A 14,506-nucleotide genomic window follows, 5' to 3' on the forward strand; every position below is an offset into this window, starting at 1 on the left:
ACGGCTCCCAGCAACAGGCGGACACCCATGTCTCAGGCACCGCTGCAGCAGTTCTACATTCCGGAAGAGCAGTCCATCTATCTGCTTAGCCACGACGACGCGCGCAAGCTCAAGGCGTGGGTGGCGCTGTGTCAGGCCCAGCTCGAGCAGCTGGGCTACCGTGACATCGCGCTGATCGGCAAGGGCGCCTACGGCTTCGTCTTCGCCGGCATCACGGCCCACGGCGAGGAGTACGTGTTCAAGTTCACCCGGGTCAACCTGCCCCAGCAGGTGCAGGACCGCCTCGAGGAGGAGGCGTTCATGCTGGAGCAGGTCGATCACCCGCGGGTGCCGCGGCTGATCGCCTTTCAGCGCGTGCGCAACCAGTCGATCCTGGTGATGCAGCGCGCCCCCGGGCTCAACCTGGAGGAGGTGTCGCTGCGTCAGGGGCGACTTTCGCCGCGTCTGGTGGTGCGCATCGCCGATCAGCTCGCCGACATCCTGCGCAGCCTGCGACGCGAGGCGGGACCCGCTGGGCGGCCCATCGTGCACGGCGACATCAAGCCCTCCAATCTGGTCTTCGATGCCCGTCGCGAGGAGGTCGCGCTGATCGACTGGGGCTCGTCGGTGTTCGCCCAGCTCGACGCCAACCAGCAGTTCGTGGCGGCCAACGTCATGGAACTAATGTCGGACAACCTTCAGCAGACCAACGCGCGGCTGGGCGACGTCTACTTCATCGGCGAAGAGCAGCTCAACGGCGCGCTGTCGTCGCCGCGCTTCGACGAGCAGGGCACGGCCGGCACCCTCTATGCGCTGGCCTCGGCACAGTCGTGTCGCTTCGGTCATCGTGCCATTCCCGCCACCTCGCTGGGGCTGCCCATGGAGTTCGCCCGCATGCTCGACGGCATGCTCGACCCCGACCCGCGGGTGCGCCAGCGCGCCGGCGACCACTTCATTCGCGAGATGCCGCGCCTGGCGCGGGTGGTGATGATCGATCTGCCAGGTGCAGCCGAAGCGCCGCTGGTGCCCACCTGGGTGCGGCCCATGACGCGGGAGATCGACACCGTGGTCTACAGCTCGCGCAAGGCGTTCCTGCGCGAGGAGGGCGGAGCGGAAACGCTCAACGACGTCAACGACGTGCAGCTGGATCGCTACTACAAGAACTTCATGCAGGGCATGGGCGAGACCGAGAAGGCCTTTCTCGCCGCGGTGAGCCGGCTGGGCAAGTACCCGGTGGTGGGCGGGCTGGCCGTGCGCTGGGAAGCCGACGGCGTCTACATCGACACCTCGCTCAATCTGCACGACTCCTCGCTCAAGCCGGCCTTCGTGGCGGCGGTCAACAACATGGTCAACCTGGCGCGTGCCATCTACCGCCAGGGCATCTTCAAGAGCTGCCTGTTCAACGCCCGCGACACCCTGCACCTCGATCGGTCGAGCCCGGCGCATCCCTTCGTCATCGAGCCCGGCATGCGGCTGCGCTACGAGGTCAGCGCGGTGCCTGAACTGGAAGACCGCAGCCGGCTGCACAGCTACTTCGAGGACGGCCCCGACCCCGAGGAGTTTCTGGTGCTGCCGGAGCCGATCATCACCTCGCTGGAGGCGCTCAACGACATTCACCACACCGGCATGATCATCTTCGAAGCGCTGCCCCAGCATCTCAAGATCCACAGCTACTACCGCCTGCTCGACCCCTCCCGCGAGGAGGAGTTTCGCGAGCGTCTCGAAGACATTCTCGATGCGGTGGGGCTGATCGAGGGACTGGGGGTTTCCGGGTTCATGAAGATGCCCTACAAGGACACGCGCTTCTTCGCTCACGTGGAGCGGCAGCCGGAGCGCTACTATCCGCGCAATCCGAGGGAGGAGGGCGCCCGGCACCCATAGGGACCGGGCACTTCTCCTAGCGGCTCATGCTCTGGGGCAGGTAGAGCGCGATCTCGGGGAACAGGTGCATCAGCGCGATCGACAGCATCATCAGCAGGAAGAACGGCAGCGTGGCCTTGGTGATGGTGAGGATGTCCTTGCCCGTGAGGCCCTGGATCACGAACAGGTTGAAGCCCACCGGCGGTGTGATCTGTGACATCTCCACCACGATCACCAGGTAGATGCCGAACCAGATCAGATCGAAGCCGGCGGCACTGACCAGCGGCATGATGATGGCGGTGACCAGCAGGATCAGCGAGATGCCGTCGAGGAAGCAGCCCATCACCAGCAGCAGCAGCGTCAGCGCCACCAGCAGCATGGTCGGCGAAAGGCCCATCTCGCCGATGGTACGGGCCAGTTGCATGGGCACCTGGGTGAAGCCCATGGCCGAGGTCAAAAACGAGGCGCCGGCGATGATGAAGGCGATCATGCAGGCGGTACGAATGGCGGCGAACAGCGAGTCGCTGAAGATCCTGACGTTGAAGTTGCCGTTCCAGCGGGCAATCAGCATCGACAGCACCACGCCGACGGCCGCGGCCTCGGTGGGCGAGGCAAGCCCGCCGTAGATCGACACGATGATGCCGCCGATCAGCAGCAGGATGGGCAGCAGCTCGAGGGTCTGGCGCAGCTTCTGGCCCAGCGGCATGGACGATTCGTCGGCGCCGGTGAGGCCCTTGCGATTGCCGCTCACCAGTGACCAGACGATGAGGTAGGTCATGAACAGGGCGAGGATCATCAGGCCCGGGCCGATGCCGGCCATGAACAGCCGCGAGATCGACTGTTCGGTTACCACGCCGTAGACGATCAGCACGATGGAGGGCGGGATCAACAGCCCCAGCGTGGAGGCGCTGGCCAGGGTGCCGATGGCCATGTTGCTGTCGTAGCCGCGGCGCTCCAGCTCCGGCAGCGTCATCTTGCCCACGGTGGCGCAGGTGGCCGCCGAGGAGCCGCACACGGCGGCAAACATGCCGCTGCCGATGATGTTGGTATGCAGCAGGCGGCCGGGCATGCGGTTGAGCCAGGGGGAGAGGCCGCGGAACATGTTGTCGGCGAGGCCGGAGCGAAACAGGATCTCGCCCATCCAGATGAACATCGGCAGGGCAGTCAGATCCCAGCCGTAGCTGGCGCCCCAGAAATCGGAAGCCAGGATCGGGCCCGGTGCGAAGGGACTGAAGAAGGCCAGCGCGACCCAGGCGGTGCCGATCAGGGCGAAGGCGATCCACACCCCGCTGCCGAGCAGGACGGCCAGCGTCATTATCGTAGCCAGGCTGAGTATCAGCACGTGACGTATCTCCGTGTGGTTGAGTGCGGCTCAGTGAATCTCACTGTCGTCGGTGGCCGTCGCCTCGCGGAAGCGGCTAGGCTCGCGAATGGCGATACGCAGGGTCGTCACCAGCGCCTCGGCCAGGGCCAGGCAGAGCAGTCCCACGCCGGTGGCCAGTACCGTCTGGGGAATCCACAGCGGAATCGACAGGAAGCCGGAGGAGACGTCATTGAACATTCGGCTCTCCCGCGCGAGCTCCACCAGGCCGTAGCCGAGCAGCAGGCTGATGGCCAGTGCGACCAGCAGACAGAAGACCTCGAACCAGGCCCTGATGGCCGATGGCAGCCGTGAAATCAACAGCGTGACGCGGATGTGAGCGTGATGCACGAAGGTGTAGGCAAGGCCCAGGAAGGTCGCACCCACCAACAGGTAGGAGGCGATCTCCGAGACGCCGGTGATGCCGAGGCCAAGGCGCCGCATGCCGATCAGTACCAGCAGGGCATCGATCAGGCGAAACGAGACCTGCAGCGCGATCAGGGCACAGATGGTCACCATGCAGGCGGCCGCGCCCAGGGCACCCAGGCGGTAGAGGGCATTGAACTTGAAGGTCATGACGCTAACCTCGAGGCGAGCTTGAGGGAGGCGTGGCGGCAAGCCGCCACGCCTGGGGTTGGGCTCAATCCTGGCGCTGCTGCTGATACTCCTCGAGTACCTGCTTCGCCTGCTCACCGGCACGACTCTCCCAGGCCGAGAAGAGCTGGTCGCCAGCTGCCTGCAGGGCGGCCGCAACCTCATCGTTCGGCTCGGAGACGGTGATGCCGTTCGCCTGCAGCGCCTCGAGGCTGGCCTGATTGTCGTCACGGCTCATCTGCCAGCCGCGCTCCTCGGCCCGTGCGGCGGCCTCCAGCAGCGCTTCCTGGGTGGCTTCGTCCAGGCGATCGAAGGCGCGCTGATTGATGAACACGATGTTCTTCGGCAGCCACAGGTTGGCGTCGGTGTAGTGGGAGACGTAATCCCAGGCGGTCATCGAGTTACCGGTGGAACTCGAGGTGATCATGGCGTCGACCCGACCGGTGCTGAACGCCGTGGGAATGTCCGACTCCTCGGTTTCGGTGGGGCTGCCGCCCAGGTAGTCGACGAAGCGCTGGGTGTTGATGTTGGGGGCGCGCACCCGCAGGCCCTCGAACTGCTCGGCATCGTCGAGCTCGAAGTCGGTATAGATGCCCTGGGCCGGCCAGGCCACGGCGTAGAGCGGCATCATGCCCTGATTGGCGAACAGTTCGGTGATCAGCGGCTTGGTGGCCTGCCACAGTTCGAAGGCTTCCTCGTAGCTTCCGGCCACGCCCGGCAGGGTATCGACCTCGAAGATGGGGTCCTCGTTGGAGAGGGTGGAGAGAAAGATCTCGCCGGCCTCGATTGTGCCGCGGCGTACCGAAGGCTTGATCTCACCGTGGGCCACCAGCGAGCCGCCGCTGTGGACGTTGATGGTCAGTTCGCCACCGGTGGCTTCCGCCACGTCCTCGGCGAACTGCTTCACGTTCTTGGTATGGAAGCTGGCATCGCCGTAGGGGGTGGCCATGGTCCACTGGGCGGCACTGGCGGTCGTGGAGAGGCCGCAGGCAGCGGCGATCAGCACGGAGCGGGACAGGATCTTGTTCATTTTGGTCTCTCTAGTTGGAGTTGTGTGGGTGGCGTCAGAGCGCCTATGGGTGAGTTTCGGGACGCTTCGGCCTCACCCAGCGGCCGGAGAAATCGCTTGTCGTCATGTCGGTCATGCGTGACTCTGCATAGCGCTTGGCGCATTGCTGTGCCAGCAGCCCCACGCTGCGGCAGAACCGGGGATGGCTGCCGATGCGCCAGATCACGTCGTAATGCATGTCCGGCAGGGGCTGCGGCAGCTCGATCCGATAGAGCTGACCCTGGCGCCATTCGTCGAGTACGGTGGCGACGGGGAGCGCGCCGATGCCGAGTCCTTCCATGGTCATGCGCACGATGGTCATCAGCGTGCTGACACTGTGAATGCGGGGCTCCGCCACGCCCTGGCGATCCAGGTACTCCACCAGCTCCTCGTAGGGTCTGGCCCGCTTGCCGAAGGAGATGAAGGGCAGGCAGCCAAGCCACTCGCTACCCTGTACCGCGATCGTCTCGACATGGTCGGGTGAGACGAACATACCCATCTCGTAAGGGCTCAGCGGCAGCTGATCGATGCGCTCCGGCTCCAGGTAGCCATTCATCGCCAGCAGAATGTCCAGATCGTTCTTCGCCAGGCGGCGGTTGAGCGCCGGCGAGTAATCGACGCTCAGCTCGATGGTCAGCTGCGGATAGCGCTGGGTCAGGCAACGCATGAAGTCGGGCAGCCAGCTGTGGGCAATGGTCTCGATGGCGCCGAGGCGCAGTGGGGCGGAATAGTTCTCCTCATCCTCGAACAGCTTCATCGCCGCGTCACGCTGCTGCAGAAGACGCTCGGCGTGGACGAAGAACTCGCGTCCGCGCATGGTGGGCTGGATCGGCCTGGCCGAGCGCTCCAGCAGCACCTCTCCCACGCTGCTCTCGAGGCGCGAGATGCGCTCCGAGATCGAGGGTTGGGTCAGGTGCAGGCGCATGGCCGCCTTGCGGAAGGAGCCCAGCCTCACCGCCCAGACGAACGCTTCCAGCTCCTTGAAATCGAGCATCTGCGAATCCGGCTCAGGACTTCTTGAACAGCTGTTCTTCGCGATTCTTGAACGCCTTGAACTCCAGGGCATTGCCGGAGGGATCGTAGAAGAACATGGTGGCCTGTTCCCCCGGCTCGCCCTTGAAGCGGATGTAGGGTTCGATCTCGAATGCCACGCCGTGCTCGCGCAATTTCTGCGCCAGGGCTTCCCAGGCATCCATCTCCAGCACCACGCCGAAATGTGGAACCGGCACGCCATGTCCGTCCACCGGGTTCTTGTGGCTGGAAACTCCGGCGTCTTTCAAGGCGGGGTTGAGGTGGCAAACGAACTGATGCCCGTAGAGATCGAAGTCGACCCAGCTCGCGGATGAGCGGCCTTCGGGGCAGCCGAGGAAGTCGCCGTAGAAGCGACGTGCCTCGTCGATATCACGTACCTGTACGGCCAGATGGAAGGGATCTTTTACGGCCATGAGTAATACTCCTTTTATTGGCATTGTATTGCCTGGCTTCATTTCATTGATAATCGCGAAGCGACATGGCGTCAACCATTTTTCCACAGAATAACAATATGATAGGGGATGCCGATATTGAGTATCGTGAAAAACGATTGGCATTGAAAAAGGGCGCTTCATATAGTGTCGATCATCACAAGAACAGTTCAAGACAGCGCAAAAAGGAGTCGCCAATGGCCGTGCCACTGCTCAATTGCGATATGGGGGAAAGCTTCGGCAACTACACGCTGGGGCTGGATGGCGAGGTCATGCCTTACGTCGACTGTGCCAATATCGCCTGCGGTTTCCATGCCTCCGACCCTCATGTGATGCGCCATACGGTGCGCCTGGCGGTGGAGCATGGCGTCAAGGTCGGCGCCCATCCCGCCTATCCCGATCTGATGGGTTTCGGTCGTCGCTCCATGGCTTGTTCCCCCGCCGAAGTCGAGGATCTGGTGCTGTATCAGATCGGCGCGCTGGCCGGCATCTGTCAGGCGGAGGGAACGGCCGTTCGCTACGTCAAGCCGCACGGTGCGCTGTACAACGACATGGCACGGGACCCCGAGCTGCTGAGGGCCGTGATGCGCGCCGTGACCAGCTACGATCCGAGCCTGCCGCTGATGCTGATGGCAACCGCCGACCCGGAGCCGAGCCGCCAGCTGGCGGCGGAGATGGGCATCGCCATCTGGTTCGAGACCTTTGCCGATCGTGCCTACGATGCCGGCGGCCATCTCGTCTCGCGCCGTTTGCCGGGGGCGGTGCACCATGACCAGGCGACCATCGTCGCCCAGGCCGTGAGCCTGGCTCGCGGCGAGCCGCTGGCGGCCATCGACGGTACGCCTCTGCAGCTGCCTTGCGATACGCTCTGCGTGCATGGCGACAATCCCGAGTCGGTAGCGGCCGTTCGGGCGATACGCGAGGCCTTCGACAAGCTGGACCGGGCGTGACGATGTTCGCGCAGATCGAGCTGACTGCCATGGACGTGCTCATGGTGCGCCTGTTCGACGCCATCGACGAGGCCAACATGGGCTGGATCGTGGCCGCCGATCGCGCCCTGCGCGAGGCCTTCGGCGAGGAGCTCATCGACCTGGTGCCCTCCTACACCACCCTCATGCTGCACTACGATGCGCTGCGGCTCGACCACGACGAGGCCATCGGGCGTATCCACCGCGTACTCGAACGCCTGGAGCCGGCCGACACCGGGCTGGGCCAATGTCATGAAGTGCCGGTCTGGTACGACCTCAGTGTCGGACCGGATCTCACCCGGGTGGCCGAACGAGCCGGCATCGCGGTGGACGAGGTGGTACGTCGCCACTGTGGCCGTGACTATTACGTCTTTGCCCTGGGTTTCGCACCCGGCTACAGCTTCATGGGGCTGGTGGAAGAGGCGCTGGCCACCCCGCGGCTGAAAACGCCCCGGCGCCGCGTGGCCGCGGGCAGTGTAGGCATCGCCGACCGCCAGACCGCGATCTACCCGCTGACCTCACCGGGCGGCTGGAACATCCTCGGGCGTACCGCCTTCCCGCTGTTCGAACACGCCCGCCGCGGCGAGCCCCTGCTGCGGCCGGGCGATCGGGTCCGCTTCAAGTCCATCAGTCGCGAGGAGTTCGTCCGCCAGGGGGGCGATACGACGGTGCTGGAGAGTGCGCCATGAGCGTTTCCGACAAGGGCGCGCTGCGAGTCGTGCGGGCCGGGCCCCTGGCGCTGCTGGTGGACGACGGTCGCTTCGGAGTGCGCCACCTGGGGGTCACCCAGGGCGGGGCTGCCGATTGGTTCTCGTTTCGCTGGGCCAACTGGCTATTGGGCAACGCGCTGGATGCCGCAGCGCTGGAAATCGTCATCGGTGGCGGTCTTGAGCTGGAAGCGGAGGCGGACTCCACGCTGGCGCTGATGGGCGCCGATCTCGATGCCCGTCTCGACGAGCGACCGCTGGCGCCCGGTGTCAGCTTCACCATTCGCGCCGGCCAGCGCCTGGTCTTCCGTCAGCCGCGCAATGGCTTGCGCGCCTACCTGGCCGTGCCCGGCGGACTCGAAGCGCCCCAGGTGCTGGGAAGTCGCAGCGCCACGCCCCGGGAGCAACTGGGCGGGCTGCACGGCGATGGGCGTACGCTGCAGGTCGACGACAAGCTGGCATGGAACGGCCGTGCCGTCACCGGCCGCCGACTGCCGTTCGACCCGGCGATCAACATGGCGCTTTCGGGAAACTGGCTGGCGCTGGTACCCGGCGCCCAGATCGGTCATTTCAGCGGCGCCAGCCTTTCTCGTGCCTTCAACCTGCCTTGGCGGGTCGACGATCGTGCCGATCGAATGGGGGTCAGGTTGGTGGGGCCGAAACTGCACTGCCGACTGGGAAGCATGATTTCCGAGGGCATACCGCTGGGCGCGGTACAGGTGCCGCCCGATGGCCAGCCGATCGTGCTGCTGAACGACCGTCAGACCATCGGTGGGTATCCGCGTCTGGGGGCGCTGACGCCGCTGGCCGCGGCGCGGCTGGCGCAGTGCCTGCCGGGGCAGGAGGTCAGGCTGGTGGCCACCGCCCGCGAGCATGCCTTGCGTACACATCGCCGTTGCCTGGCGGCCTTCCGCTGAGCCGGGAGGGGAGTCCGTACATCAGGCTCCCAGGCCGCTTTCGCGCAGCAGCTGATCGAGAGCGGGCTTGTCGGCAACGGTAGGAGCGCTGACGGCTTCTTCCAGCAGCAGCTGAGACTCCAGGTCGTGCATGCCCACGGCAAGGCAGCGTTCGATCAAGGCGCTCTTGCTCTGGCCGGTGCGCTGGGAGAGTCGTTCCAGACGAAGTTCGATGTCGCGTGAGAACCGCAGCAGGTGTGGCATGGCGCCCCCCATCAGGCCTTGGCGGCCGAGACTGTGCCTGGCCGTGCTTGGATGGTATGTCTTCAACATAAGCCGCCGGCAGCGGCCTGTCACTTGCGATTCTCACGCAGCGACATGACAGGGCAATGACCGGGCAGCGCTCAGGCCAGGCCCCGTCGGGTCATGACCTGCGTGATGATGGGCACCGGGGTCATCAGGTGTTCGCGCATCATCTCGGCGGCGCGTGTGGCCTCACGGGCCAGGATCACCTCGACCAGGGCGGCGTGCTCCTGGCGCTTGCGCTCCAGCGCTTCCTCCGAGAAGACCGTTTCACGCAGCCACAGATGGCGGTAACGTTCCACCTGGTCGAACAGGCTCTCGCGTACCTGCAGCAGATGCGGCGAGCGGCAGCCGCTGGCGATGGCCGTGTGGAATGCCTTGTGCCGGGCGTCCCACACGTCCAGCATCTCATCGGGGCTGTTCACTTCCATGACCTTGGCGAGGGTGTGCGCCTTGGCCAGGATATCCGCTTCCCAGCTATCGTCGCCGCGTTCGATGGCCAGCGTGAGAATCAGCCCCTCCAACTGCGCGCGGGCGTCGTAGAGATCGGCGAGCTCGGCCAGCGACATGGGCGCTACCCGATAGCCGCGCTGGCTGATCGCTACCACCAGGCGCTCGGCGACGAGCTGTGACAGCGCTTCGCGCAGGGGGCCGATGCCCAACTGATAGCGCTCCTTGAGCCGGCTCATCAGCAGCTTTTCGCCGGGCTGGAAGACGCCTCGTGTGATGTCGCGTTTGAGCCAGCTGTAAGCGCTGATACCGAGATTCTGGCGTGGCGAGCTGTCCATCGTCATTGTCGCTGTTTCCTTGCTTTTTCGCCCATGATAACCAAAGGCCACCGTTGGCGGTAACCACACGACATTCATAACAAGTGTCTACATTCACTTGACGGCTGTCGTCATACCGGTCAGCGCTCATGCATCTGCATCAGGCTCCAGTCCACCAGTTCCTGTGCCAAGCGGTCGGCGGCCGTGCCGAAGGCATCGACCACGTCTTCGATGGACTCGCTGTCGGCCCGCTGGTAGTGGAGAAAGCGCTGGCTGGCCAGCAGACGCTGCGTGCGGGCATCGACCAGTCTGGCTTCGAGGCGGATCACGGCCTCCGGCCGACCGCTGCGGTACTCGCTGTGGAAGGTCCGCAGGTCGCTGTGCAGCTCCACGTCGGCGGTGACGCCGCTGTCCTCGTGCACCACACCGGGCAGGCGGCCATCGTCATGGAAGGCGTCGAGCAGCCGATCGCGCAGCAATAGCGGCATGGCATCGGCCCAGCGTGCGCCGGCGTACACCTGAGGGCGGTTGGGCTGCGGCACGACGAGGATCCGCGTGCCGTCGAGCAGCCCGCTGGCGCGCGGCGTGGCCAGGCGCAGGGTGGCGTCCACCTGGGTGGCCGACGAAGGCGTGGGCGTCAGTGTCCGCGCCGGCAGATCGTAGAAGGCGACCGGCGTGCGTTCCGGCACGAATTGGCAGCCACCGAGCGCCAGGGCCACTGCCAACGCGACGAGCCAGGACAAGCGCGGGCGATACCTCATGGGCTGAACTCCTCGACGCGGTCGCGTCCCAGCAGGAAGTTGCGGGGATTCTCCTCCAGGCGGCGCACGATGCGATTGAGCGAGGAGAGCGTGTTGCGCAGCTCGATGGTGGCCGGCCCCAGGCCCTGCACGCCGCGCATGCCGCTTTCCAGTGCCCCCTGGTTGTCCGCCAGCAGCTCCTCGAGGCTCTGGGCCGTGCGGGACAGGCTGGCGGTGAGCTGGCGGGTGTCGATCATGATGCCCTCGGCATGGCCCTGCATCAGGCCGCCGGTGCGGTTGGCCAGAGCGCGGAATTCGGCCAGGGCGCGGGCGGCTTCCCGTGAAACCTCTTCCATGCTCTCGGCGAGCCGGGCCGGGGCATCGCCGATGGCGGCAAGCTGAGCGGTGGTGCGCTCGAGATTGGCCAGGATCCGCTCCACGCTCTCCACGTTCTCCTCCGACAGCACCGCCTCCAGCCGCGACAGCACGCGATTGACGTTGCCCAGCAGCTCCTCGCTGTCGCTGAGCAGGGCGCCCAGCGGCGATTGATCGGCGACGATGCGTGCCGGTCGTTCGCCGCGGGCGATCAGCAGCGGGCTCTCGGGCGTGCCGCCGTGCAGCTGGATCGACATGCTGCCGGTGATGTTGGCCAGCGCCAGGCGCGCACGGGTGTCCTGACGAATCGGCACCTGGCTCTCGACGCGAATGAGGGCCATGACGTTGCGCGGATCGGCCGGGTCGAGGCGCAGCTCCACGACGTCACCGACCCTGACGCCGCTGTACTCCACGGCATTGCCCTCCGACAGCCCGCTGACGCCGTGGTTGAACAGCACTTCGTAATGGGTATAGGCCTGGGCGCGGGTGCTCTGGTTGAGCCACAGGGCGAACAGCACGCCGCCGACGAGTGTCAGCACGACGAACAGGCCGATCACGACATGGTGTGCGCGGGTTTCCATCAGCTTTGCCCTCCCGGCGGAGATGTGAGTTGCTGCGCCGCCTGGCTGGCTGCGCGACCTCTGGGACCATGGAAATAGTCGCGTATCCAGGGGTCGTCGGTGGCTTCCACCACCGACAGGGAGTCGGCCACCAGCACGCGCTTGTCGGCGATGACGGCGACCCGGTCGCAGCTCGAGTACAGCGTATCGAGATCGTGGGTGACCAGAAAGACACTGAAGCCCAGGGCATCGCGCAGGGTCACCAGCAGGCGGTCGAAAGCGGCGGCGCCGATGGGATCGAGGCCCGCGGTGGGCTCGTCGAGGAACAGCACCTCGGGGTCCAGGGCCAGGGCGCGGGCCAGGGCGGCGCGCTTGATCATGCCGCCGGAAAGCGCGGCCGGATCGAGCCGGGCGGCATCGGGGGGCAGCCCCGCCAGGGCCAGCTTGACCCGCGCCAGGCGTTCGGCATCGGCGCGCGACAGGCCGGCATGTTCGATCAGCGGCAGGGCGACGTTCTCCTGCAGGTTCAACGAGGAGAACAGGGCGCCGCGCTGGAACAGCACGCCGAAGCGGCGTTCGATGCTGGCGCGGCGGGCGGCAGGCAGGCGCTGCAGCTCCTCGCCGAAAACGCGAATGGAGCCGCCGTCGGGTCGCTTGAGGCCGACGATGCTGCGCAGCAGTACCGACTTGCCGGTGCCCGAGCCGCCCACCACGCCGAGTATCTCGCCGCGGCGAATGTCCAGATCCAGCCCCTCGTGAACCACATGCCGGCCGAAGCGGTTGACCAGGCCGCGAATCTCGACGATGGGCTCCGAGGCATTCATCACCAGCCCATCTCCATGAAGAACAGTGCGGCCAGGGCATCGAGCAGGATCACCATGAAGATCGACTGCACCACGCTCGAGGTGGTGTGCTCGCCCACCGACTGGGCGCTGGCCTCGGCCTTGAACCCTTCCAGACAGCCGATCACGGCAATGACGAAGGCGAACAGCGGTGCCTTGCCGATGCCCACCAGAAAGTGCCCCAAGGGGATGTCGCGTTGCACGATGGCGATGAATTGGGCAAAGGAGATGTCCAGTGCCAGGGCGCACACCAGCGCGCCACCGAACATGCCGCAGAGCATGCCGATCAGGGTCAGGATCGGCAGGCTGACGGTCATGGCCAGTACGCGCGGCAGCACCAGCAGCTCCATGGGGTCGAGGCCTTGCGCCCGCAGCGCATCGAGCTCCTCGTTGGCCTTCATCGAGCCGATCTGGGCGGTGAAGGCGCTGGCGGTGCGGCCGGCCAGCAGGATGGCGGCGAGCAGCACGCCGAATTCGCGCAGGAAGGCGTAGGCGACCAGGTTGACGGTGTAGATGGTGGCGCCGAAGTCGCGCAACACCGTGGCGCCCAGGAAGGCGACCACGGCGCCGACCAGGAAGGTGAGCAGGGCGACAATGGGGATGGCGTTGAGCCCGGTCTGCTGAACGTGCGCCACCAGTGAGGTGAGGCGCCAGCGCCATGGCGTGAAGAGCGTGGTCAGTAGCGTGCTCAGGGTCAGGCCAACGAAGGCGATCAGCTGCAACTGCTGACGGGCGAGCTGCTCGACGACCTGTCCCAGGCTGGCCAAGGCCGCCAGCGGAGCCGGCCGGGGCGCTGGCGGCGGCAGCGGACGGCGGCGAGTGGCGTCGGCAACGGCCTTTAGCAGGGCCTGGCGCTCCGGGGGCAGACCGGGCGCCCACTCGGCGATGTCGCTGACGGCATCGGGACCCAGCAGGTCGACCAACAGCGAAGCACCTGACGTATCCAGCTCGCCGAGCTGGGCCAGATCGACCGAGTCGGCTTCATGAACCCGCGCCACGGCGTCCCTGAGCCTGGCATAGTGCGGCAGGGTCCAGTCGCCCACGGCGCTCAGACGGTGGGCCTGCTGTTCCAGCATGCCGGGACGTGAAGCGGTGTCGGGCATGGCGAGTGGTGCTTCTCTCCCTGAAAATGGTGCCCGAAGGCAATCTCACCATCACTATATCGTCATACGCCGTTGGGCGACAGCGGCGCAGGACTTGCCAAGCTCGGGTTCGACGCAGCCTCAGCCGGTGCCGTGCTCGAGTTCGCCGAGAATGCGGCGTGCCACTTCCTTCAGTCGCGGCCCTAGGTTGTCGACCATGATCGAATGACTCAGTCGATGGGCGGCACCGCCGCAGTTGATCGCCATCACTTCGGCGCCGTCTTCGAGCACCAGCGGCGTGGCCACGGCACTGATCTGCGACTGCCAGTCGCCCTCGGAAAGGCAGAAGCCGTAGCGGGCGTAATCCTCCTGGCTGCGCCGGATACCCTTCTCCAACGCCGGCCAGTCGGCGCCGTGGGCCCTGGCCAGCTCCGCCAATACCGCTTCGCGACGGGACTCGGAAAGACCGCAAAGCCAGGCACGCCCGATGGCCGTGGTCGCCATCGGCAGCCGCGAACCGACGTCGAGCCGCACGATCAGCGGGCCGCTGCCGTGGCAGCTTTCGATGTAGACCATTTCGGTCTTGTCGGCCGCTCCCAGACTGACGTTGCAGTCGGTGGCCTCGGCGAACTGCTGCATGAAGGGGCGGGCGATCTCGCGGATGCCCTGACTGGCCAGGAAGCGGTAGCCCAGTGCCAGGATGCCTGGGCCCAGGCGGTATTTCTCCAGCCGCGTGTTGTGGCGCAGATAACCGAGCTGGGTCAGCGTATAGGTCAGTCGCGACACCGTGGGCCGGGGAATGCCGGTACGGCTGGAAAGCTCGGCATTGCCGAGATATTCCTCACCGGGGGCGAAAGCGCGCAGCAGCTCGAGGCCGCGAGCCAGGGCAGTGACGAAGTTGCGGTCCTTGGTCGGCGGGGTGTCGTCTTCCAACTGGGCGGGCTTGTTCATGGCGGTTCCCT

Annotated in this window: 16 protein-coding genes; 4 read left to right on the forward strand and 12 right to left on the reverse strand. The window is 65.9% G+C overall.

The genetic code is table 11. The features are described 5' to 3' along the window. The first annotated feature begins 27 nt into the window (after positions 1–27). Positions 28–1,860 (forward strand): protein kinase domain-containing protein, encoded by a 1,833-nt coding sequence (locus C4S71_RS01160; protein WP_103967924.1) that lies wholly within the window; start codon positions 28–30, stop codon positions 1,858–1,860. 16 nt (positions 1,861–1,876) lie between these two features. On the opposite strand, the gene C4S71_RS01165 is transcribed toward C4S71_RS01160, so the two are convergent. The 5 genes from C4S71_RS01165 to C4S71_RS01185 form a co-directional block, all read right to left on the reverse strand. After that, the gene (locus C4S71_RS01165) at positions 1,877–3,181 is read right to left on the reverse strand and encodes a TRAP transporter large permease (RefSeq protein ID WP_103967925.1); all 1,305 of its coding nucleotides are present in this window, start codon (positions 3,179–3,181) and stop codon (positions 1,877–1,879) included. 30 nt (positions 3,182–3,211) lie between these two features. Next, positions 3,212–3,775: a TRAP transporter small permease gene (locus C4S71_RS01170; protein ID WP_086509744.1), complete on the reverse strand. Its 564-nt coding sequence runs from the start codon at positions 3,773–3,775 to the stop codon at positions 3,212–3,214. A 64-nt stretch (positions 3,776–3,839) separates the two neighbouring features. Continuing rightward, positions 3,840–4,823, reverse strand: a complete 984-nt coding sequence (locus tag C4S71_RS01175; protein WP_086509745.1) for a TRAP transporter substrate-binding protein — start codon at positions 4,821–4,823, stop codon at positions 3,840–3,842. A 43-nt stretch (positions 4,824–4,866) separates the two neighbouring features. Further along, positions 4,867–5,835 carry a LysR family transcriptional regulator gene (locus tag C4S71_RS01180; RefSeq protein WP_103967926.1) on the reverse strand — a complete coding sequence of 323 codons (969 nt, stop codon included), beginning with the start codon at positions 5,833–5,835 and terminating at the stop codon, positions 4,867–4,869. 13 nt (positions 5,836–5,848) lie between these two features. Beyond that, complete coding sequence (locus C4S71_RS01185) at positions 5,849–6,286, reverse strand: VOC family protein (protein WP_103967927.1); 438 nt, start codon at positions 6,284–6,286, stop codon at positions 5,849–5,851. Positions 6,287–6,501: 215 nt separating this feature from the next. Between C4S71_RS01185 and C4S71_RS01190 the strand changes: the two genes are divergently transcribed. From C4S71_RS01190 to C4S71_RS01200, 3 genes are read left to right on the forward strand one after another with little or no spacing between them, the layout of a single operon-like run. Further along, a complete protein-coding gene (locus tag C4S71_RS01190; RefSeq protein ID WP_103967928.1) occupies positions 6,502–7,254 on the forward strand; it encodes a 5-oxoprolinase subunit PxpA in 753 nt (250 codons plus the stop codon). Positions 7,255–7,256: 2 nt separating this feature from the next. Then, positions 7,257–7,961 (forward strand): 5-oxoprolinase subunit PxpB, encoded by a 705-nt coding sequence (pxpB, locus tag C4S71_RS01195; RefSeq protein WP_103967929.1) that lies wholly within the window; start codon positions 7,257–7,259, stop codon positions 7,959–7,961. Continuing rightward, positions 7,958–8,896 carry a 5-oxoprolinase subunit C family protein gene (locus C4S71_RS01200; protein ID WP_103967930.1) on the forward strand — a complete coding sequence of 313 codons (939 nt, stop codon included), beginning with the start codon at positions 7,958–7,960 and terminating at the stop codon, positions 8,894–8,896. The genes pxpB and C4S71_RS01200 overlap by 4 nt, the downstream gene beginning before the upstream one ends. Before the next feature lie 21 nt (positions 8,897–8,917). Here the strand turns inward: C4S71_RS01200 and C4S71_RS01205 are convergent, their stop codons facing one another. The 7 genes from C4S71_RS01205 to C4S71_RS01235 form a co-directional block, all read right to left on the reverse strand. Next, on the reverse strand, positions 8,918–9,139 hold the full coding sequence (locus C4S71_RS01205) for a hypothetical protein (RefSeq protein WP_086509760.1): 222 nt from the start codon (positions 9,137–9,139) through the stop codon (positions 8,918–8,920). A gap of 140 nt (positions 9,140–9,279) precedes the next feature. Further along, the gene (csiR, locus tag C4S71_RS01210) at positions 9,280–9,966 is read right to left on the reverse strand and encodes a DNA-binding transcriptional regulator CsiR (RefSeq protein WP_422666832.1); all 687 of its coding nucleotides are present in this window, start codon (positions 9,964–9,966) and stop codon (positions 9,280–9,282) included. Between the two features lie 119 nt (positions 9,967–10,085). Further along, the gene (locus C4S71_RS01215) at positions 10,086–10,706 is read right to left on the reverse strand and encodes an ABC-type transport auxiliary lipoprotein family protein (RefSeq protein WP_103967932.1); all 621 of its coding nucleotides are present in this window, start codon (positions 10,704–10,706) and stop codon (positions 10,086–10,088) included. Continuing rightward, positions 10,703–11,641 carry an MlaD family protein gene (locus tag C4S71_RS01220; protein ID WP_086509757.1) on the reverse strand — a complete coding sequence of 313 codons (939 nt, stop codon included), beginning with the start codon at positions 11,639–11,641 and terminating at the stop codon, positions 10,703–10,705. The genes C4S71_RS01215 and C4S71_RS01220 overlap by 4 nt, the downstream gene beginning before the upstream one ends. Continuing rightward, a complete protein-coding gene (locus C4S71_RS01225) occupies positions 11,641–12,444 on the reverse strand; it encodes an ABC transporter ATP-binding protein (RefSeq protein WP_086509758.1) in 804 nt (267 codons plus the stop codon). The genes C4S71_RS01220 and C4S71_RS01225 overlap by 1 nt, the downstream gene beginning before the upstream one ends. Then, positions 12,444–13,565 (reverse strand): MlaE family ABC transporter permease, encoded by a 1,122-nt coding sequence (locus C4S71_RS01230; RefSeq protein WP_086509759.1) that lies wholly within the window; start codon positions 13,563–13,565, stop codon positions 12,444–12,446. The genes C4S71_RS01225 and C4S71_RS01230 overlap by 1 nt, the downstream gene beginning before the upstream one ends. 120 nt (positions 13,566–13,685) lie before the next feature. Next, positions 13,686–14,495: an IclR family transcriptional regulator gene (locus C4S71_RS01235; RefSeq protein WP_086509761.1), complete on the reverse strand. Its 810-nt coding sequence runs from the start codon at positions 14,493–14,495 to the stop codon at positions 13,686–13,688. Positions 14,496–14,506: the final 11 nt, after the last annotated feature.

Origin of the sequence: Billgrantia desiderata, assembly GCF_900108215.1 — a bacterium.
Taxonomy (GTDB): Bacteria; Pseudomonadota; Gammaproteobacteria; order Pseudomonadales; family Halomonadaceae; genus Halomonas; species Halomonas desiderata.